General features: G+C 59.7%; 16 protein-coding genes and 1 tRNA gene. 6 read left to right on the forward strand and 11 right to left on the reverse strand.

Features of this window, described 5'->3' with window-relative positions; translation table 11 throughout:
• Window position 1: 1 nt before the first annotated feature.
• Window positions 2–472, reverse strand: a complete 471-nt coding sequence (locus FJU08_RS02080; RefSeq protein WP_141147309.1) for a DUF2271 domain-containing protein — start codon at window positions 470–472, stop codon at window positions 2–4.
• 166 nt (window positions 473–638) lie between these two features.
• Between FJU08_RS02080 and FJU08_RS02085 the strand changes: the two genes are divergently transcribed.
• Both FJU08_RS02085 and FJU08_RS02090 read left to right on the forward strand, forming a co-directional pair.
• On the forward strand, window positions 639–1,298 hold the full coding sequence (locus tag FJU08_RS02085; protein ID WP_141147310.1) for a response regulator transcription factor: 660 nt from the start codon (window positions 639–641) through the stop codon (window positions 1,296–1,298).
• Complete coding sequence (locus FJU08_RS02090; RefSeq protein WP_141147311.1) at window positions 1,295–2,674, forward strand: ATP-binding protein; 1,380 nt, start codon at window positions 1,295–1,297, stop codon at window positions 2,672–2,674. Before FJU08_RS02085 ends, FJU08_RS02090 begins: the two co-directional genes overlap by 4 nt.
• A gap of 127 nt (window positions 2,675–2,801) precedes the next feature.
• On the opposite strand, the gene FJU08_RS02095 is transcribed toward FJU08_RS02090, so the two are convergent.
• The 4 genes from FJU08_RS02095 to FJU08_RS02110 form a co-directional block, all read right to left on the reverse strand.
• Window positions 2,802–5,093, reverse strand: a complete 2,292-nt coding sequence (locus FJU08_RS02095) for a putative bifunctional diguanylate cyclase/phosphodiesterase (protein WP_235890549.1) — start codon at window positions 5,091–5,093, stop codon at window positions 2,802–2,804.
• Between the two features lie 316 nt (window positions 5,094–5,409).
• Window positions 5,410–6,930 carry a DHA2 family efflux MFS transporter permease subunit gene (locus FJU08_RS02100; RefSeq protein WP_235890550.1) on the reverse strand — a complete coding sequence of 507 codons (1,521 nt, stop codon included), beginning with the start codon at window positions 6,928–6,930 and terminating at the stop codon, window positions 5,410–5,412.
• Between the two features lie 28 nt (window positions 6,931–6,958).
• Window positions 6,959–8,101: an HlyD family secretion protein gene (locus tag FJU08_RS02105; RefSeq protein ID WP_141147313.1), complete on the reverse strand. Its 1,143-nt coding sequence runs from the start codon at window positions 8,099–8,101 to the stop codon at window positions 6,959–6,961.
• Window positions 8,098–9,540 (reverse strand): efflux transporter outer membrane subunit, encoded by a 1,443-nt coding sequence (locus FJU08_RS02110; protein ID WP_181409718.1) that lies wholly within the window; start codon window positions 9,538–9,540, stop codon window positions 8,098–8,100. Before FJU08_RS02110 ends, FJU08_RS02105 begins: the two co-directional genes overlap by 4 nt.
• Before the next feature lie 101 nt (window positions 9,541–9,641).
• Between FJU08_RS02110 and FJU08_RS22675 the strand changes: the two genes are divergently transcribed.
• The 4 genes from FJU08_RS22675 to FJU08_RS02130 all read left to right on the forward strand — a co-directional run bounded on the left by FJU08_RS22675 (window position 9,642) and on the right by FJU08_RS02130 (window position 11,800).
• The gene (locus FJU08_RS22675; protein WP_181409719.1) at window positions 9,642–10,235 is read left to right on the forward strand and encodes a TetR/AcrR family transcriptional regulator; all 594 of its coding nucleotides are present in this window, start codon (window positions 9,642–9,644) and stop codon (window positions 10,233–10,235) included.
• Between the two features lie 193 nt (window positions 10,236–10,428).
• A tRNA-Asn gene (locus tag FJU08_RS02120) sits at window positions 10,429–10,503 on the forward strand.
• A 171-nt stretch (window positions 10,504–10,674) separates the two neighbouring features.
• Window positions 10,675–10,938 (forward strand): hypothetical protein, encoded by a 264-nt coding sequence (locus FJU08_RS02125; RefSeq protein WP_141147315.1) that lies wholly within the window; start codon window positions 10,675–10,677, stop codon window positions 10,936–10,938.
• 436 nt (window positions 10,939–11,374) lie between these two features.
• The gene (locus tag FJU08_RS02130) at window positions 11,375–11,800 is read left to right on the forward strand and encodes a GNAT family N-acetyltransferase (RefSeq protein WP_141147316.1); all 426 of its coding nucleotides are present in this window, start codon (window positions 11,375–11,377) and stop codon (window positions 11,798–11,800) included.
• A 70-nt stretch (window positions 11,801–11,870) separates the two neighbouring features.
• Here FJU08_RS02130 and FJU08_RS02135 read toward each other — a convergent pair whose 3' ends face one another.
• The 6 genes from FJU08_RS02135 to FJU08_RS02160 all read right to left on the reverse strand — a co-directional run bounded on the left by FJU08_RS02135 (window position 11,871) and on the right by FJU08_RS02160 (window position 19,163).
• On the reverse strand, window positions 11,871–12,998 hold the full coding sequence (locus FJU08_RS02135; protein WP_141147317.1) for an anhydro-N-acetylmuramic acid kinase: 1,128 nt from the start codon (window positions 12,996–12,998) through the stop codon (window positions 11,871–11,873).
• A 1-nt stretch (window position 12,999) separates the two neighbouring features.
• Window positions 13,000–14,007: a serine hydrolase domain-containing protein gene (locus FJU08_RS02140; protein WP_141147318.1), complete on the reverse strand. Its 1,008-nt coding sequence runs from the start codon at window positions 14,005–14,007 to the stop codon at window positions 13,000–13,002.
• On the reverse strand, window positions 14,008–15,747 hold the full coding sequence (locus tag FJU08_RS02145) for an ABC transporter ATP-binding protein (protein ID WP_141147319.1): 1,740 nt from the start codon (window positions 15,745–15,747) through the stop codon (window positions 14,008–14,010).
• A complete protein-coding gene (locus tag FJU08_RS02150) occupies window positions 15,744–16,583 on the reverse strand; it encodes an ABC transporter permease (protein ID WP_141147320.1) in 840 nt (279 codons plus the stop codon). Before FJU08_RS02150 ends, FJU08_RS02145 begins: the two co-directional genes overlap by 4 nt.
• Window positions 16,583–17,542, reverse strand: a complete 960-nt coding sequence (locus tag FJU08_RS02155; RefSeq protein WP_141147321.1) for an ABC transporter permease — start codon at window positions 17,540–17,542, stop codon at window positions 16,583–16,585. The genes FJU08_RS02150 and FJU08_RS02155 overlap by 1 nt, the downstream gene beginning before the upstream one ends.
• Before the next feature lie 103 nt (window positions 17,543–17,645).
• Window positions 17,646–19,163: an ABC transporter substrate-binding protein gene (locus FJU08_RS02160; protein WP_141147322.1), complete on the reverse strand. Its 1,518-nt coding sequence runs from the start codon at window positions 19,161–19,163 to the stop codon at window positions 17,646–17,648.
• Window positions 19,164–19,229: the final 66 nt, after the last annotated feature.

Here is a 19,229-nt window from a genome sequence, read left to right on the forward strand (position 1 = left end):
GTTACTTCGAATAGGAGAAGTCAGCGATATAATGCCTTCCCGGCACGGTCTGGCCCGATCCGGCGCTGGTCAGCGGCACGACGATTTCGTTGGGGCTGCTTGGCATGTTTTCCGCTGCGGCATCGACATGAAGCTGGTAACCGGCATCGAACAGCGCGTCGGCAATATCGACAGTTACGCTCATGGTCCGGCCAGAACCGACGCTTGCCCCGGTGAGTCCGTTGACTTCGGACAGGTCGCCGCGGGTTGCCCGCGCCCAGCCGATCAGCGAGCCGTAATAGCGCGCCTTGCGCCCCGAAAGCCACAGGCTGCCGGCATAATTGCCATTCGGATCCGTCAGATAATAGGCGAGGTAGGCATCCGGGCCGTAGTAATTATTCAGCGTTGTGGTCATCGTCACACTGGCGGCGTGGGCAAAACCGGGACCGGTCAGCGCCGTGGAGACTGCAAGTGCGGCAAGAAACATTTTCATCTGTGTCATCCTCATCGGTGAGAAGCATGAAGAACCGCGCCGAACCGCGATCCTGATCAGCGTTTTCACCGGCCAAACTGAAGTCTTCCTGACGCGTCCTGAACGCCAGCTTCAGCTTCCCGTAAGCTTCGCAATGGATTACATCTAGCGTCGGAGGGACCTGAAAATGCGGGTATTGCTGGTAGAAGACGATACGGTGCTGGGCGCAGCTGTGCGCGACCAGATCGCGGCTGACGGCCATTCGGTTGACTGGGTGACGCGGCTCGACTCCGCTTCCGCAGCGCTGGACGCGAGCGGATTTGATCTCATCCTCCTCGATCTGATGCTGCCGGACGGACGCGGGATCGTCTTCCTGAAAGGTCTGCGCGGGCGTGGCAGCGTCACTCCGGTGATTATCCTCACCGCGCTTGATCAGGTGTCGGACCGGATCGAAGGGCTGAACGCAGGTGCTGACGACTATCTTGTCAAACCGTTTGATCTTGCCGAACTGTCCGCCCGTATCGGCTCCGTGGCGCGGCGCTATGCCGGCAATCCCAACCCGATCATCACCCACGGGCCGCTTGCCATTGATCTCGCCGCGCGCCTCATCCAGCGCGACGGGCATCTCGTTTCGCTGACAGCGCGGGAATGGGCGCTGTTCGAAACATTGCTGCAGCGTCCGGGCCAGCTATTGTCGAAAGCCCAGCTTGAGGAACGGCTTTACTCCTTCAACGCCGAAATCGAGAGCAATACGATCGAGGTTCATGTCAGCAGACTGCGCAAGAAACTGGGCGCCGGCATCATCGAGACAGAACGCGGCCTCGGCTACAGGCTGGGCCGTCCATGAAGCGCCCGATGTCGCTGCAGCTCAGACTGGCGCTGGTGATCGGAGCAGCCGTCACGGTGCTGTGGCTGATTGCCGCCGCCTATACGGCCCACAGGCTTGGGCATGAGCTGGAAGAGGCCTTTGACGACAATCTGCAACTGACCGCCTGGCGCATGCTGCCGCTGGCCGCCCACGCCCTCAGGGAACATGAAGGCCGCAATGGCAATGGCAATGGCAATCGTGATGCCGATATCGGCCGCTTCCGTGATGACGATGAAAGCGTCGCCTATATCGTGCGTGATCGCTATGGCAATATCGTGCTGCATTCCGGCGACGTAGCACGGAGCATATTCCCGCCTTTGTCCAGTCCAGGCTTCAGCCAGGATAAACACTACCGATTTTATTCGGATATTTCGCTTAACAGCGCTTATTCGATCACAGTCGCCGAACCGCTTGATCATCGTGACACCACCAAGCGCGTCATGCTACTCGGCCTGCTCTTTCCCCTGCTGATCGTGATTCCCTTCAGCCTTGCAGCCATTGCACTGGCACTGCGCAACGGCTTCAAGCCACTGCGCGGGCTGCAACAGGGGCTGGCCCACCGCAATGCGCGTGACCTCTCGCCGCTGCCGGAGAAAGATCTGCCATCGGAACTCCGGCCGGTGACGACTGCGATGAACCAGCTGTTCGAACGTTTAAGGGCAGCCTTCGAGGCCGAGCGCGCCTTTACGGCAAACGCAGCCCACGAGCTCAGAACCCCTGTAGCGGGCGCGATCGCCCAAGCCCAGCGACTGCAGACCGAAGCAAGCGAAACCCGTAGCATCGAACGCGCTCATGAGATCGAAACGACGCTGAAGCGGCTGATGCGCATGTCTGAAAAGCTGATGCAGCTGGCACGCGCCGAAGGCGGCAGATTGCGACTGGAAACGCAGTCTGACCTTTCACCAGTCCTAAAAATCATCGTCAGTGATTTCGAACGGGCCGGCGAAACAAGGCTCGTGTTGCAGCAACCGTCATCCGGGGTACAATCCGATCTCGATCCCGACATTTTTGCAATTTTATGCCGGAATCTGATCGAAAATGCGCAGCGCTATGGCGCAGCAGACCGGCCAATCACCATTGTCCTTGAAAAGGATGGCACGCTCGTCGTCGCCAATGAAGGGCCAAGCCTTTCAAACGAAGACACCGAACGTTTGACCCGCCGTTTCGAGCGCGGTGTCATGGATGCAAAAGGCAGCGGGCTCGGCCTCGCGATTGTCCGCTCGATCACGGATCGGGCGAGCGGCGCCATAACGATCACATCGCCGCTGACCGGTGGAAAATCCGGGGTTGAAATCACGGTCCGCCTGCCCGTCGGAGCTGGCGAATGCAGCACGGCTGAAACCAAACGGTTTTGATGCAGCCAGGGCATTGCCCGGCACCCTGGAGCGCCTTTCGATCTGAATGGATCAGATCGGCGCTCTATCCATCTGTTTTTGTTGCATGATCTTGCCGGTCCTCGCTTCGCTCCGGTCGGATCAAGCTTCAGGCCTTCAGCCGCTCAACCACCGCCATGTCACTTTCGGCAGGCAGCGGCCGGCCGAACAGATATCCCTGAACCTCAATACAGCCTTCGCGCTGCACGAGATCAAGCTGATCCCGTGTTTCAACGCCTTCAGCGACCGTGCGCGCGCCAAGCCGCTTACCAAGATCGGCAATCGCCCGGATCACTGCAGCGCTTTCATGCCGCTCTACTGCGTTTTTGACGAAGGAGCCATCAATCTTGATCTTGTCGAAGGGAAACATCTGCAGGTGTGAGAGCGATGAATAGCCCGTGCCGAAATCATCCAGCGCGATCTTCACACCCAGCGCCTTCAACCGGCTGAGATTGTCGATTCCGGCGGCCTCTGCAGTCAGAAGCGCTGTCTCGGTAATCTCCAGCTCAAGACGCTCCACCGGCAACCCGCTCGCCTGCAAAGCCGCAACGACACTGGGGACGAGAGCCTCCCCGCCAAGCTGGCTCGCTGAAACGTTAACGGCGACGGGGACCTGATCAGGCCAGTTGAGCGCTTCCCGACAGGCCGTCTCCAGCACAAAACTGCCAAGCTGTTCTATCAGACCGCTCTGCTCGGCAATCGGAACAAACTCACCCGGCCCGATCCAGCCGCGTGCATCATCATGCCAGCGCAACAAGGCCTCACGCGCGCTCACCCGCCCGGTTTCAATGTTCACGATCGGCTGATAGAAAACAAACAGGCCTTCGCGATTGTCGAGCACCGCGCGCAACCGTACCTCAAGAGCCACCCGTTCCTGAACCAGCGCCTCCATCTCCGGGCGGAACAGCTGAACACGGCCCTTGCCGGCTGCTTTTGCCGCGTAAAGTGCCATGTCAGCACGTGCGAGCAATGTATCGAGATCGCGCCCATGCACCGGCGCAAGCGCCACGCCAACAGAAGCACCGATATGAATGCTGACTTCACTGTTGAGCGTGAAGGGTTCGCTGAGCGCTTCAATGATCTGTCGGGCAAAAGCATCGGCATGGACTTCACATTCGCCCTGAATGACAGCGGCAAATTCATCGCCGCCAAGCCGGCCGACCGCCGTTGCCTTACCTTCACAGACGGTACTCAGCCTTCGTGCCACCTGTTCCAGCAGAATATCCCCGATATGATGCCCGCGCGTATCGTTGACGTATTTGAAGCCATCAAGATCGATGTAAAGCAGCGCCAGATGACAGTTTTCCGCAGCCAGGCTTTCTTTCAATACTTCACTGAAAGCGAAGCGGTTCGAAAGCCCTGTCAGCATGTCCGTATGGGCAAGCTGGTGGATACGGGCCTCGGTCTCCACCTCCTTCGTAACGATCGCCCATCTGAGCATCGGCCCGAGATAGCTGCCATCATCGTCAGTGACGGCGGAGACCTTCAGATCAAGCACTTCCGGGCCGAGCGTGATACGGGCGCTATGGGGCAGATTGGCCGGATCGGAAAGAATGCGCCGCTGATGCCCGGGATCGCGGTGAAACACGTCAATCGACTGGCCGAGAAGCGCCTCAGCCTTGATCGGCAGCAAATGCTCGATCCGGCGGATCAGCTCCAGCGAGGTTTCATTGACATAATTGATGCGGAAACCATCAAGATCGACGGTCATCACGGCAACCGGCAGGTCGTCAATCATCCGCAGCAGCCGTCTCTGTTCCTCTTCCCGCCTGCGCGCCCGGGTCTGCGCATTCACCATGCTGACAAAATCGCGGTAGTTCACCGTCAAAACTACGATCATGCCGAAAGAAACGAGGATGATCGTCACAGCGCTGGCGATCAGCGCCGGTTCACCCGTCGCCAGAAAGAAGATGGCGAAGGCGCTGTTGACAATCACCGTCACGGTCATGGCCGCCGAGCGCAGATGCATCAGACAGAAGATGCAGGTGATGACCGTAATGGCCATATAGAAGGCAAGGTGCGACTTGTCGTACTCATCGCCATAGGGAAATAGCATGAGCGCCCAGGTGGTGAAGAAAATAGCGATGAAAGGCGCCAGACGGTTGGTGCGCTGCAGAGCGTGAAACGCAGCCTCCGCCGTCGGCACCATGTTGCGCGATGTCCACCAGACATAGATACGGATGGCGCAGGCAATGGTAAAAAGCACAGGCACGCCCACGGCAAGCCAGAAGGGCGCGTAGGCCATATGGGTGGCGACAACCGCCCATGTACTGCTCATCAAGATGAGGTACATCATCGGCAATTGCCGGGAAAAGGCGCTGTATTGGGCTTTCAGCAGTTCAGGATTGTCACGCGGCACGGCCATGAAAGCCCGGATCTGCGACAAACGCCACCACTCCATTTTTAAGCTCCAGTTCACGCCGCCGCCGAAACGGCCGGGCCGTCTTGTGGCTCTTGTCGCGATCATCCAGACAATTCTGGCCAGGATCGAGACAGGCCGCCATTTCACTTTATGCAGAACCTATCACGTCGTCCCGCATGACCTTGCATCGCATCCTCCCCCCAATTCACTGTATCCTTGATGAATACGCCTTAGAATGCCCTTGCCTGCAAGGCAAGCCAATCCCGCCACACGCGTACACCGTTGAGCGGGACAACCAAAAACCCGCCCCTGCGGAAACAGAGGCGGGTTTTGTCCGCAATCGCCGGAGCGGGCATCAATGACCTGCAGTGGTGTCTATCGGCCCCTTGGGCTTTGGAATCAGCCAGGGCAGCATGGCTGCAACCACGAAAACAATCGTGATCGCACCAAACATGTTGAGTGTCGACAGCAACACACTTTGATGCTCGACCATTCGCGTCAGCGAGGCCACAGCGGCGTCATAGGGCGTTCCGGAAGCAACCATGCCGGCGACAACCTCATTGGCATGCGGCATGGCGTTGACGAGTTCTGTCTGGTTCACCCGCGCCTGATTTGCCCATCCGGTCTGCACCAGCGACGTGGCGAAGGCGCCGGCAAGCGTGCGCATGAAGTTCGAGAGCCCGGCGGCATTGGCCTGTTCTTCGGGGCCAACACAGGATATGGCAAGCCCCGTCACCGGCACAAAGAACATCACCATGAAAGGACCGGTGAAAAGCGTCGGCCAGGCCATCTGCATGAAGGTGACGTCGGAATTGAAGGTCATCCGCCATGCCGTCATCGCCCCCAGGCCGAGAATACCAACGCTGAGGATCAGGCGAGGATCGATCGTCTCGCTCGCCTTGCCGACAATCGGGGCGGAGATCAGCGCCAATATGCCCATGATCCCTGTCGCATAACCGGCCCAGGTTGCCGTATAGCCCATATTCTGCTGCAGCCAGAGCGGCAGAATCACGATGGCGGCAAAGAAGGCCCCGAACCCGCCGGCAAAGGTGACAGCCGCTGCGGAAAAGCCGCGATAGCGGAAGATCTTCAGATCGACGATCGGATTGTCATCGGTCAGCTCCCAGATCAGGAAACTGGCGAAGCCGATTGCCGCGATAATCGCCAGAATGACGATTTCGCGCGAGGCGAACCAATCATGGTTGCGGCCCTCATCGAGCACGATCTGCAACGCCGCGACCCAGACGACAAGCAGGGCAAGCCCGACCTTGTCGATCCGTGCAGGACCACGCGGATCGGACAGTCCCCGCGTCAGCGAGAACACCAGAACGCCACCGACAAGCGCAATTGGTACCTTGATGAAGAAGATCCACTGCCAGCCGAAACTATCACAGATGACGCCGCCGAGGATCGGCCCGGCAATCGGACCGATCAGCGTCGTCATGGCCCACAAGACTGCAGCACCGGTGGCCTGTTTCGGCGGGAAGATCCGCATCAGCAGCATTTGCGACAGCGGCATGATCGGCCCGCCGCACAGGCCAAGCATTACGCGACCGGCGATCAGCATGCCCAGCGATTGCGACATGCCGCAAAAGACCGAGACAAGACCGAAGGCGAGGTAGCAGAAAATGAAGACCCGCAAGGCGCCGAATTTACGCGCCAGCCAGCCGGTCAACGGCACGGTGATGGCCTCGGCGACGGCATAGGAGGTGATAACCCAGGAGCCCTGGGACACCGATACGCCAACCGAGCCGGCAATCGTCGGCACCGAGACATTGGCGATCGTGCTGTCCAGCACCACCATGAAATTGCCGGTGCCGATCGCCAGCGCAGCGGCAATCAGCGCGAGGCCCGAGAGCGGCCTTACATCCGTCATTGCTTGTTCTGACATGGTCGCGCCGGGCTCAGAGATGAATGTCGACGTTCATCGACAGGCCAACCGCAAGCGGATGTTCCGTCAACTGTTGCGGCTCAAGCGCGATCCGCACGGGAAGCCGCTGCACGACCTTGATCCAGTTACCCGTCGCATTTTGCGCCGGGACCACGGAGAAGGCCGAACCGGTTCCCCCCGTGAAACCTACAACCGTACCATCATAGGTGACGTCAGAACCATAAAGATCAGCATGAAGCGTCACCTGCTGCCCCGGCTTGACGTCACGCAGCTGGATCTCCTTGAAATTGGCATCGACATAGACATCATTGACCGGCACCACAACCATGATGCGCTGCCCCGGCTGAACCCGCTCACCGATCTGCACCGACCTTTCGGAAACGATACCGTCAACCGGCGCCTGAATGACGGTCCGATCGAGATTGACCTTCGCCTGATCGCGGGCAGCCTTTGCTGCGAGAACTTCTGGATTATCGTCCACGCCGGTGCCTTCGATCAGCGTTGCGTTGACCTTCTCATTGCCAACAGAGGCGTCGATGGATGCTGCGGCAACGGCGAGACCGGCTTTGGCTGCCGCAAGATCGGCTTTGGCTGTCTTCATGGCTGTTTCACTCGCCGTCAATTCATCGCCAGAGACAGAGCCGCGCTCCACCAGATCCTTGCGGCGCTCATAGTCGATTCTGGCCTTGTCATAGCCGGCCTCCGCCGCCTCCAGACTGGCTTTTGCCTTGTCCAGCCCCGCCTCCTGAGCGGCTGTCTGCGCCTGAAGCGCCCTGTCACGCGCCTGATAGCCCTGGACCCGGCGGATGGCGCTCTGATAATTGGCCTCAGCCATGGCAAGCTGAAGCTTCGCATCGGTATCATCAAGACGGACAAGCACGTCGCCCTTTTTGACATGTTCGGCGTCGCTGACCAGAACCTCGGCTACCGGGGCTGCGACGAGCGGCGTGATCTCGGCCGTCTCAGCGCCGACATAAGCGTTGTCGGTGCTGACATGCTCGGAAGCATAGAACCGGTCATAGGCGGCAAAACCACCGGCGCAGGCGACAACGACGATCAACAGGCCGGCAAAGGCGGGCCCCCTGCGGGAGCGCTTGGGGGCTGCGGCTTCCATAGCCTGGGCTTCGGAAAGATTGGGCTCTTCGTTCTGGTTCATTTCGTCGTCTCCGTTGCGCTGTAGCCACCGCCAAGAGCGCGTATCATATCGATGTCGAGTGCAAAGCTGCGGGCAACCAGCGCTGCTTCAGCAGCTTCCGCGTCAATCAGCTGGTCCTGCGCCGTCAGCACTTCGAGATAATTGGCAAGCCCGCCCTCATAGCGGTCCTTGGTGACCTGCCAGGCCTTGCTGGCGGCCGTCACGGCGCGCTGCGTGTCAGCAATGCGCAGGCGAAGCTGTCGCTTGCTGACGACGGCGTCGGCCACCTCTTTCAGCGCCTCGGAAAGCGTTGCATCATAATTGGCAACGGCCAGATCATGATTGGCAACCGCCCTGCCCTTGGCCGCCTCAAGCCGGCCGCCCTCAAAGATCGGCAGCGAGATTGCCGGCCCTGCCGAACCAAAGGTCGAATCGGGATTACCGAAAAGATCAAGTCCCAGCGCCTGACGGCCAATCACCGCTGCAAGATTGATGTTGGGATAGAAATCAGCCTGGGCGACCTTGACCCGCTCACCCCCAGCCTCCACGCGCATGCGGGCAGCGATGATGTCCGGACGGCGGCCGACGAGCTCGAGCGGCAGATCAGCAGGAACGCCGCTCCAGCTCTTGCCCGAGACTTTCGGGGCCGTGATCGAAAGACCACGATCCGGCCCGGCACCGACCATGGCGGCAAGCTGGTTGCGGGTCAGGGCAATCTGCTCGTCGATGGCATCGAGATGGGCTTTGGTTGAAGCTTCGGCGGCACGAACACGCTCAAGCGCTGAATCATTCTCAAGACTTTGCTGCGTCCGGTCGGCAATCAGTGACACCGTTTGATGCCGCACATTCAGCGCCCGGCTCGTGGTATTGCGTTCGGCATAGAGCGCATCAAGCTTGGCATAGACGCCGGCAATGCCGGTGGAAAGCGCCAGTCTGGCAGCATCAGCCTCGGCGGCCGATGCCGCTGCATCACCCTTTGCCGCGGCAAGAGCTGCACGGTTACGGCCCCAGAAATCGATCTGCCAGTTGAAGCTGATGGCGGCAAGCCCGCCGTCATTCCAGCCCTTTGGCACGAAATCCGAGCCGATCAGATAGTTGTAGCTCTGGCGTTCGGTATCGACTGAAGCATTGGCGTTGAGGCTCGGCAGAAGCGCGCTTTTCGCCGTGCCGATGCCCGAATCGGCGATCGCAAGCCGGGCTGCAGCGGCACGCATGTCAGGCGCATCGCGAAGCCCCTCCTCAATCAGGGCGGAAAGCTGCGGATCGCCATATTGCGTCCACCAGCCTTCGCCTGGCCAGACAGAGGTTCCAGCCTTCAGCGACTGCGCCGTCTGATAGCTCGAAACGGGTTTTATCGTGGCGGCTGGAGGCTCGCCGCTGGTGGTGCAGCCGCCGGCAAGCCCGGCAACAGCCACAAAAAAGGCGGCTCTACCCAGAGTCGCATAATGACAATCAAGCATTGGCATTCCTATAACTAAACTGTACGGTTTAGTTATAACACGATTGCATTTGCGTCAATCCTGATTCAGATGCTAGAGCCAGTGCGTTTCGGGAGGCTGCCATGCGCGTGCGGACGGATGAAAAGAAACATGAGATCCTGCATGCGGCAGGTGAGCTTTTCCGTGAGCTCGGCCTTACAGGTGTGAGCATGGCGGCGATTGCTGGCCGTCTCGGCATCTCCAAGGCCACGCTTTACGGCTATTTCAGCTCCAAGGAGGAGCTCTTTGCCGAGGCGATGGTTTTCATCGTTCGCGATCGCGGCGAGGAAATGCTGTCGACGCTGAATAGCGATGAAGATGTGCGGCTTGTTCTCAGGCGTTTTGCCCGCGCCTATCTGCCCTTCGCCACCCAGCCGGATATCATCGCCCATGCAAGGGTCGCCATCGGCGACGGACCGCGTTCGGAACTGGGACCGATGCTCTACCGGCTGGGACAGCGCCGCGCGCTTGGCGCCATTGAGGGCTACCTCACCCGTGCGACGGCTGCCGGGATGCTGAACTGCCCCGATGTGGCGATCGCCGCCCAGCATCTGAAGGGCATGCTGGAGGCCGGCACCGTCATCCCCATGCTCTACGGTACGAAGCCGCAGCAGCCGTTCGACACGCTCGCCGATGCCGCTGTCGATGCGTTCATCAAGATCTACGGAAAAAGCTGAGCGCACCCACGCCATTGCACCGCGATATCGTCGCATCGCATCGGTCTTTGCGATGAAGAAAATCAATGAATTTAATAAATTAGCCCTGCTGCCTGTGGATGATTTCAAACTTCGTGACATTTTTTTTGAAAAGGGGCTTGGCAAATCGCCAAAGCATTTGTATTAACCCGCTCACACCGCGCAACACGGTTGTTCCCTGGTAGCTCAGCGGTAGAGCACTCGACTGTTAATCGATAGGTCGTCGGTTCGAATCCGACCCGGGGAGCCATTTTCCTTCATAAGTTATTTTTTATGACAAGGATTTGGCTACACTTCCGCTGAAGTATAAGCTCTTTCATAGTCGCACTCTCTGTTGACACTCTTGTCTATCCACAGCTCTTGAATTGATCGAGAGCTTCAGAGAAGCGATAATGCATGCGTCGGAAACAGAGGGCCGAACATGCATAAGAGCGAAAACCCTGCAATCATTCAGCAGAACCGTGAATATCGCGAGCAGCTTTTTTCACAGATCGATGATTTGCAACAAGATGTCGATGAAATGAAAGCTGGAAGACTCATACTTCGGAGGGGAACAGATGAAGGCTTCGAGCTCGAAGATGTAACCCAACTATGGATTGAGCGGAACACTAAGCACATAGAGAGCTTAAGAGTGATCATTGCCAGTATAGAAAATACCTATGACTTTGAGGCAATCTCTCGCTAACAACCGGCCCGTGAGTTCCACTCTTTGCCTTTGCCGCCACGTTAGCCTCACTGTGGACACGTCAACATTCCGGCTTTTTCAGCGCTCACCGACTGACCGGGTTCTTTTGAACTCAATCGCTAAGCGCGGGTGACCAGCTCAAATTATTCAGTCGAACTGACCAGATTCAGAGCATCGACAGGATCGATACCTGCCGCCATAATCTGCGCCAGTACTTGAGCTATCATAGAGGCGGCCTATTCCCTGCTGTCAGCGTTCTGAGTCTGTCGCAAACGCATTACATCGATGCGTAGCCGGCTGCCCCCGAGTTACCGAGCTATTTCTCGCTAACTGCGGCATCAACTGGAAACCTCCTTCGCCCTAAACCATCTGTACATTTCGATGCGCTATAAATGCTTCCGACACGAAGTCGCATAAGCATTGGGCAACACAGAAAATGACGCTTTCCTTTTCCGTAACAGACAATCCAGACAGCCGTGATTCGGATTTCATTGCCGAATCGCTCACAGCCTTTAACGATGCCGATGTCGGCAGCTCAAAACGGCGCGAGATCGCCGTTTTCGTGCGCGACGATTCGGACGCGATCATCGCCGGGCTGACTGGCTACACCGCCTGGGGCTGGCTGTTTGTGCAGCGCCTGTTTGTCAGCGAGGCGGCCCGCGGCCAGGATCTCGCCGGGCGCATGCTGCGGCAGGCAGAAGAAGAAGCGCTGCGCCGCGGCTGCAAGGGAGCCTTCATCGACACATTCAGCCCGACGGCTGAGAAAGCCTATACCCGCCAGGGCTACCGCCCGTTTGGCGCCATGGAGGATTTCCCGATCGGCTCCGGCCGCCGCCGCGTCTATCTGCAGAAGCGGCTGTGACGCAAGGAGGCGCAGACCTTTGCCAGCCTGCGCCTGCCTATTGTGAAAGACCGGTTGTTCTCAAAAGGACCTAACGCACCACCTTGCCGCCGGTCATCGCCACCGGTACCCCGGTGGTCGTCGGATAGCTGATCGGCAGGCCGCGCAGGGTTCTGACGGCGAGGAAGGCGAAGCATTCTGCCTCGATCGCATCCCCCCGCCAGCCGACCGCCTCTGCCGCGACAGCTTCGACACCGGCTCTTTCACCCAGCATCTTCATGATCGCCGGATTGCGGCGGCCGCCGCCGCAGACGATCAGCCGTTCAGGCCGCGCCGGCAAGAGATCGAGCGCCTTGCCGACGGCACTTGCCGTGAACGCGGTCAGCGTGGCAACACCTTCCTCAACCCCAAGCCCATCCGCCATGGCAGCGAGAAAATCGAAGCGGTCTAGTGACTTCGGATAGGGTGCCGTCAGATAGGGATGTTCGAGCAGTTCGTTCAGCCGCGCCTCATTGACCTTCGCCGAAAGCGCAATCTTGCCGTCGCGATCCATCTCGCCCAGGCCATGGGCCTTGACGAAATCATTGATCGGCGCATTGGCCGGGCCGGTATCAAAAGCGATCAGCCTGTCTGAACCATCCCACCAGGTGACATTGGCAACGCCACCGAGATTGAGCACTGCTGTCTTTCCACTCTCATCCAGCCCCTTCAGCAGCGCGCGGTGATAGACCGCCGAAAGCGGTGCGCCCTGCCCGCCGGCACGTACATCGGCTGTGCGGAAATCATAGACGACCGGGCATCCGAGAATGTCATGCATCAATTGCCCGTCGCCGAGCTGGCGGGTGTCACCGATCCGCATTTTCGTCGGCGCGCGGTGCAGGACCGACTGGCCGTGAAAGCCGACAGCGCCGATATTGGCCATCTGCAGCCCCTCGTCCTCCACCAGCGCCCGCACGGCTTCCGACTGCGCTCTGGTCAGCACCGCTTCGGCTTCAGCGAAGATGTCCGGTTCAGGGCCTTCGAAATTCCATTTGCGGGCAGATGCAAGCGCGTCTTCCAGAAGCATGCGGGTTGAGACCGGATAGGGCGCCAGTGTGTATGCACCGAAGCGCTCCACCGTCTCGCCATCGGTCTTCAGCAGCGCAACGTCGATATTGCCGTCCAGCACGGTTCCCGTCATCAGGCCGACGGCCCAGACAGGTGCGAAATCTTCTGTCATCTCAAGCTCCGTTGATGGCGTCGCTGACGCCGCGCCGCAGGGCCATGATGCCGCTGTCGAAATGCCGTGTGGGATGCACCCGGTTGGTCAGCAGCGTCCAGCCATAGCCATTGTCGAAATCGATCCACAGCGCCGTGCCGGTAAAGCCCGTATGGCCGATTGTGCCGGGCGAACAATGCCCGCCGCCGGACCACATTTCGAAAGGCCGCTCCCAGCCATGGGTGCGGTGGCCCTCAATCGGCGTCCGCATCAGTTCGACCACCTGGTCGCCCGCTTTGTCGCGTATCAGCATATCTGCGGTGAAATCGAGCACCGCACCGACCGTGCCGAACAGGCCGGCATGACCGGACCCCTGAAGCGCATAGCAATTCTCGTCATGAACCTCACCGGAGAGCACGCGGTGGCGGAACGCGCAGTCTTCCGTTGCAGCCGCCCTGTCCGGATCTGCGGAGAAGGCAAAGCCGGGGCCGGGATCCATCGCGCGGATCCATTTGCCCGCAAGCCGCTCCAGCGCGATGCCGAGCAGGATATAGTTGATATCGGAATAGACCGGCGGATCCTGATAGCGCCAGTCGCGCTGCAGCACGAATGTCCGCAAGAGATCGGGATCGCTGCCATAGGTGTAGATCGGCTCAACAGCGGGAAAATGCGTCTGATGGCCGAGGCACTGGCGGAAGGTCACCTTGCGCTGCCAGGCGTTCGGATCATATTGATTGAAATCCGGAATGACCGATGTCACCGGCGCATCAAGATCGATCACACCATCAACGGCAAGCTGAAGAATGCGGCTCGTGGTGAAGATCACCTTGGAGACGGATGCAAGGTCAAACCAGGTGTCCTCCCGCATCGGCCGGGGTTCAGGCTTCAAGGCCGCCTGACCCGTTGCCCGTGTGATGCGGCTGCCATCGGCCATGGTCAGCCCCAGCACGCCGCCGGGAATGCGCTTTTCATCGATCGCTGCCTGCAGCAGTGCGAAAGCACGATCGAACCGTGCGGAAAAATCCGTCATTCAAGCCTCCTCACGCACCAGATGATCAGCACTGAAACGGGTAAAGCGCGCCGGTTGCGGTTCAAAGCCCAAGGGACGAACCAGCGAGGGCACATCGGTCGTATCCACCCGGTAGTCAAGCCGTCGTCGGTCGATATTCGGCACCGCCTCAATCAGCCGTTTGGTATAGGGGTGCTGTGGCGCTGACAGGATCGATGCCGCATCGCCGATCTCGACGATCTGCCCGGCATAGACCACCGCGATCCGGTGGGCAATCCGCTCCACCACCGCCATGTCATGGGTGACGAACAGATAGGAGAGGTTCATCTCCCGCTGCAACTCGACCAGAAGATCGAGCACCATGGCCTGAACCGAAACATCAAGTGCCGACACCGCCTCGTCCAGCACGACGATCGAGGGATGCAGCATCAGCGCGCGGGCAATGCACAGACGCTGCCGCTGACCGCCGGAGAACTGATGCGGGTAGCGCAGCAGCGCCTCTTCCGGCAGACCGACGCGCTTCATGAGCTGCACCATCCGCTCCCGTGTTTCCGCATCGAGCCGCCCACCGGCGGCAATCACCGGCTCGGCCAGGATAGCATCAACGCGCAGGCGCGGATTGAGCGAGGCATAGGGGTTTTGAAACACCATCTGCACCGGATCGGCGGCAGCCCCGAGACTTGCGCCATCAATCAGCGAGAACGCGCCGCGCGTCGGCTTCACCAGCCCCATCACTGCACGCGCGGTGGTGGATTTGCCCGAGCCGCTCTCGCCGACAATGCCCAGCGTTTCCCCCGGCATAAGATCGAAATCGATCCCGTCAACCGCGTGGACCGCGCCGGTGCGCCGCTTGAAGAAGCCGGCCGTGACCGGAAAACGGACCGTCAGATCCTTCACCGCAAGCGCTGGCTTTTCCGTGCCATTGCGGCGATGGTCATCGCGAACCGCGCGGCCTGCCGAAAACAGCGGAACAGCACTCAACAGGTGTTGCGTATAGGGGTGCTGCGGATGATCGAGAACGTCATCCGTCGCCCCCTGCTCCACCACTTCGCCATTCTGCATCACCATCACCTTATCAGCGATGCCGGCAACAAGGCCGATATCATGGGTGATGAAGATCAGCCCCATGCCGGTCTCGCGTTTCAGCTCTGTCAGCAGCGCCAGGATCTGCGCCTGAACCGTGACATCCAGCGCCGTGGTCGGCTCATCGGCAATCAGCAGGCGCGGATTGCAGGACAGCGCCATGGCGATCATCACACGCTGCAGCATGCCGCCGGAAAGCTGGTGCGGATGTGAGGCAAGCCGGCGCGCGGCATCGGGGATACGCACCCGTTCCAGCGCCGCACGCGCCGCCTCCATCGCCGCTTTGCCCTTCAGCCCGTGATGCAGGCGAAAGCTCTCGGCGATCTGCTCACCGACCGTCAGCACCGGATTGAGCGAGGTCATCGGCTCCTGAAAGATCATGCCGATTTCCCGGCCCCGGATCTTTTCAAGCCGCGTTTCCTCAGTCGCGGCCAGATCGATGGTCTCACCGGAACCAAGCGTGAATTCGATGAGGCCGGAGGTCACCCGGCCACCGCCGAAATCGACGAGGCGGTTGACCGAAAGCGAGGTGACCGATTTGCCGGATCCGCTTTCGCCGACGATCGCCAGCGTTTCGCCGGGCGCAAGATCGAAGCTCACGCCATGCACAACCTCGTTTTTGACCGGATCCTTGCCGAAGCCGACATGCAGGTCAGTGACTGAAAGAAGTCCGCTCATGCTGTCACCTTCCGTGTGCGGGGGTCGAGGATATCACGCAGCGCATCGCCCAGGAGATTGAAGCCGAGAATGCCGATCATGATGGCAAAGGCCGGAAACACCAGCAGCCATGGCGCCATTTCCATCAGGTTGCGGCTGTCCGACAGCATCAGCCCGAGCGAGGCCTTGGGCGGCTGGGTGCCAAGCCCGAGGAAGGAAAGCCCCGCCTCGGTCAACAGCGCCCAGGCGAGCGCCAGCGTGATCTGCACCGTCAGCGGCGCAACGAGGTTCAGCATCAGGTGGCGCGTCAGAATATAGGAGCGCCGGGAATGGAAGGTTCGCGCCGCATCGACGAAATCACGCGTCTTGATCGACAACGCCGGGCCGCGCACCACGCGGGTGAAGATCGGCGTATAGACGATGGCAATCGCCATGACGCTGGTCCAGGTTCCCGGGCCGACAATGGCGATGATCAAAAGCGCCAGCAGGATCGCCGGAAAGGCTAGCAGCACATCCATGAAGCGCATCACCACGCCATCCCACCAGCCGCCGAACCATGCGGCCGTGAGCCCCAGCAGGATGCCGATCACCGCGGCAATGGCGACGGAGGAAAAGGCGACGATGAAGGATTGCGCCACGCCGATCATCAGCCTGCTTGCGACATCGCGGCCAAGCAGATCGGTGCCCATCCAATAGGTCATCGAAGGTGCATGAAGCCGGTCGATGCGGAACTGCATCAGCGGATCATGCGGCGTGACCCCGACAAGACCCAAAACGGCAATGACAAGATAAACGAGGACGATCGTGCCGCCGATGCGGCCGCTCGAATGCGAGAAGATGGAGCGGATGAGCGACATCAGTTGCCTCCGAGCCGGATGCGTGGATCAAGCGCGGCATAGGCGAGATCCACCAGAAGATTGACGATCATGAAATTGAGCGCAATGAACAGGACACTGCCCTGCACCAGCGCATAATCGCGTTGAAGGATGGCATCCAGGACCGTGCGGCCAAGCCCTGGCAGGGCGAATATCTGCTCGACAATTACCGCTCCGCCGAGAAGATAGCCGAACTCGACGCCCGAGAGCGTGACCACCGGGATCAGCGCATTGGGCAGCGCATGGTGCCAGATCACCTTGCGGGCGGGCACGCCCTTGGAACGCGCGGTGCGGATATAGTCGTCGGAGAGGATATCGAGCATGGCCGAACGCGAGATCCGGGTGACGGCTGCGGCAAAGGCAAAGCCGAGCGTGATCGCCGGCAGGATCAGCTGCCCCAGATTTTCCAGCGGATTTTCCCAGATCGGCGTGAATGCGCCCATGGTCGGCAGAACGCCGAAACCAACAGACAGAACGTAGATCATCAACAATGCAACGACGAAGCTTGGCGTCGACTGGCCGATCATGGCGATGATCCGGACGCCAAGGTCCTGCGGCCGCTCATTGCGGGTTGCAGCATAGATTCCGAGCGGCAGCCCGACAGCAATCGCGATGATCATCGACAGGATCGCCAGTTCCAGCGTCAGCGGAAAGACCTTGAGGATCACTGCAAGCACCGGCTTGCCATAAATGACGGAAACACCGAGATCACCGTGCAGCGCATCGGTCAGCCAGCTCCAGTATTGGGCAAGCCAGCCCTTGTCGATACCGAAATAGGCTTCCAGCGATGCCCGCTGGGCCGGCGTCAGAAGACCAGCCTCGGTCCCCAGCATCGCCGTGATGGCGTCACCGGGAATAAGGCGGATCGAGATAAAAACGAGGATGGAGACGCCGAGCATGACCAAGGGAAAGGTCAGCAGTCTCCGAGCGAGATAATTCATGGGCGTTCCATCCCCGGAATATCAGCCCCGGCCGGAAGCCGGGATGCATCGAGAGGGAAATGGCGGCATCCCGGTTCTTGACGGGCCGGAATGCCGCGGGATGTTATTTTGAAACCGTAACCTTGGTCAGGCCGAACAGCGAACCGGTCGGATCGGCCACAAAGCCTTCGACACTGTTCTGCTGGGCGGTGTAGCTGTAGCCGGTATAGAGCCAGATCCACGGCGACACTTCGGTGATGTGCTTGGAGAATTCGGCAAAGATTGCCTTGCGCTTGGCCGGATCGGTTTCAACGCGGCCCTCCTGCATCAGATTGTCGAGATCATCATCGATGTAATGCGCGACCTTCTGCAGATTGCCTGCCTTGGTCCAGTAGCGGTTATACATGGTATAGGGGTCGGTGCGGCCGCCATTCAGCGCCACCGCCATGTCGAAATCACCCTTCAGCCAGCGGTCGACATAGACGTTGAGCTCCATGGATTCGATATCGAGCTTGATGCCGATCTTGGCAAGCTGCGACTGCAGCACCTGAGCCTCGGCAATTGCCGTCGGCGGCTCGCCGGTGGCAACGATCACCTTGGCATCAAACCCATCCGGCGAAGAGGATTCGGCCATCAGCTGCTTGGCCTTGTCGAGATCCGGCGTGTAGCAGAACAGCGTCGACGGATCGGAGGCATAGGCCGGCATGGTCAGCGGGCCGGTCACTTTGCCCTCGCCCAGAAGCGCTGCATCCAGCACATCCTGGCGGTCAACGGCGCAGGAAATTGCCTGGCGGACCTTCACATCCTGCATCGCGCCGCGATCGGCATTGAGCTGCAGAACATGGTAGGACAGAACCGGTTCGCGGTTCAGCGTCAGGTTCTTTTCCTTCGGCACCAGCGTTGCCACAAGCGGGTCATTGATCAGCGCGAAATCGACCTGATCGGTGCGCAGAGCCGCAAGGATCGCGGTTTCGTCCGGCAGAACGGAGATGTCGATTTCGTCAACACCGGTCTTGCCGCCGGCCCAGTTCGGGTTTTCAACCAGCACTTCCTTGGCATTCGGTTCCCAGTCCTTCAGCTCGAACGGCCCCGAGCCAAGCGCTGCGGTGCCGATTGTGCCATCGGCGATTGCCTTGGCCGGAACGATGGCGGCATTAATCGAAGCCATGGCCGTCAGAAGCGGCACGTCCGGCTGCGACAGATTGAAGACGACGGTCTCGTCATCCGGCGTATCGATGCTCTCGATCGACAGGAAGTTCGAACGCGCCGAAGCGCCTGTTGCTTCGTCGAGAATACGCGTGAACGAGGCCTTGACGTCAGCCGGCGTTACCGGGCTTCCATCGGAGAACTTGGCGTTGGGATCAAGCTTGAAGGTCAGCGTCTTGCCGTCATCGGAGAAGGCCCAGCTCTTGGCAACAGCCGGCGCCAGATTGAGATCGCTGTCGGTGCGCAGCAAAGGCTCGTAGACGAGCTCGAGAAGGCGGATCGACGAAAAGGCCGTCTGCTTGTGCGGATCAAGACCCGTCGCATCCTGCGACCAGGCCATACGCAGCGTGGCCGCAGAGGCGGGAAGCGTTGCCGCACCCAGCGCGATGGTAATCGCCAGAGCGGAAACAATATTATGTTTCAGGAATTTACCCATGTTCTTTCCCTCAAGAGATGAAAGCGCTTCTGATGACATTTCATCGCCGCAGCGCCGGTTTTGAAT

Origin of the sequence: Martelella alba (assembly GCF_006516955.1) — a bacterium.
Classification (GTDB): domain Bacteria; phylum Pseudomonadota; class Alphaproteobacteria; order Rhizobiales; family Rhizobiaceae; genus Martelella; species Martelella alba.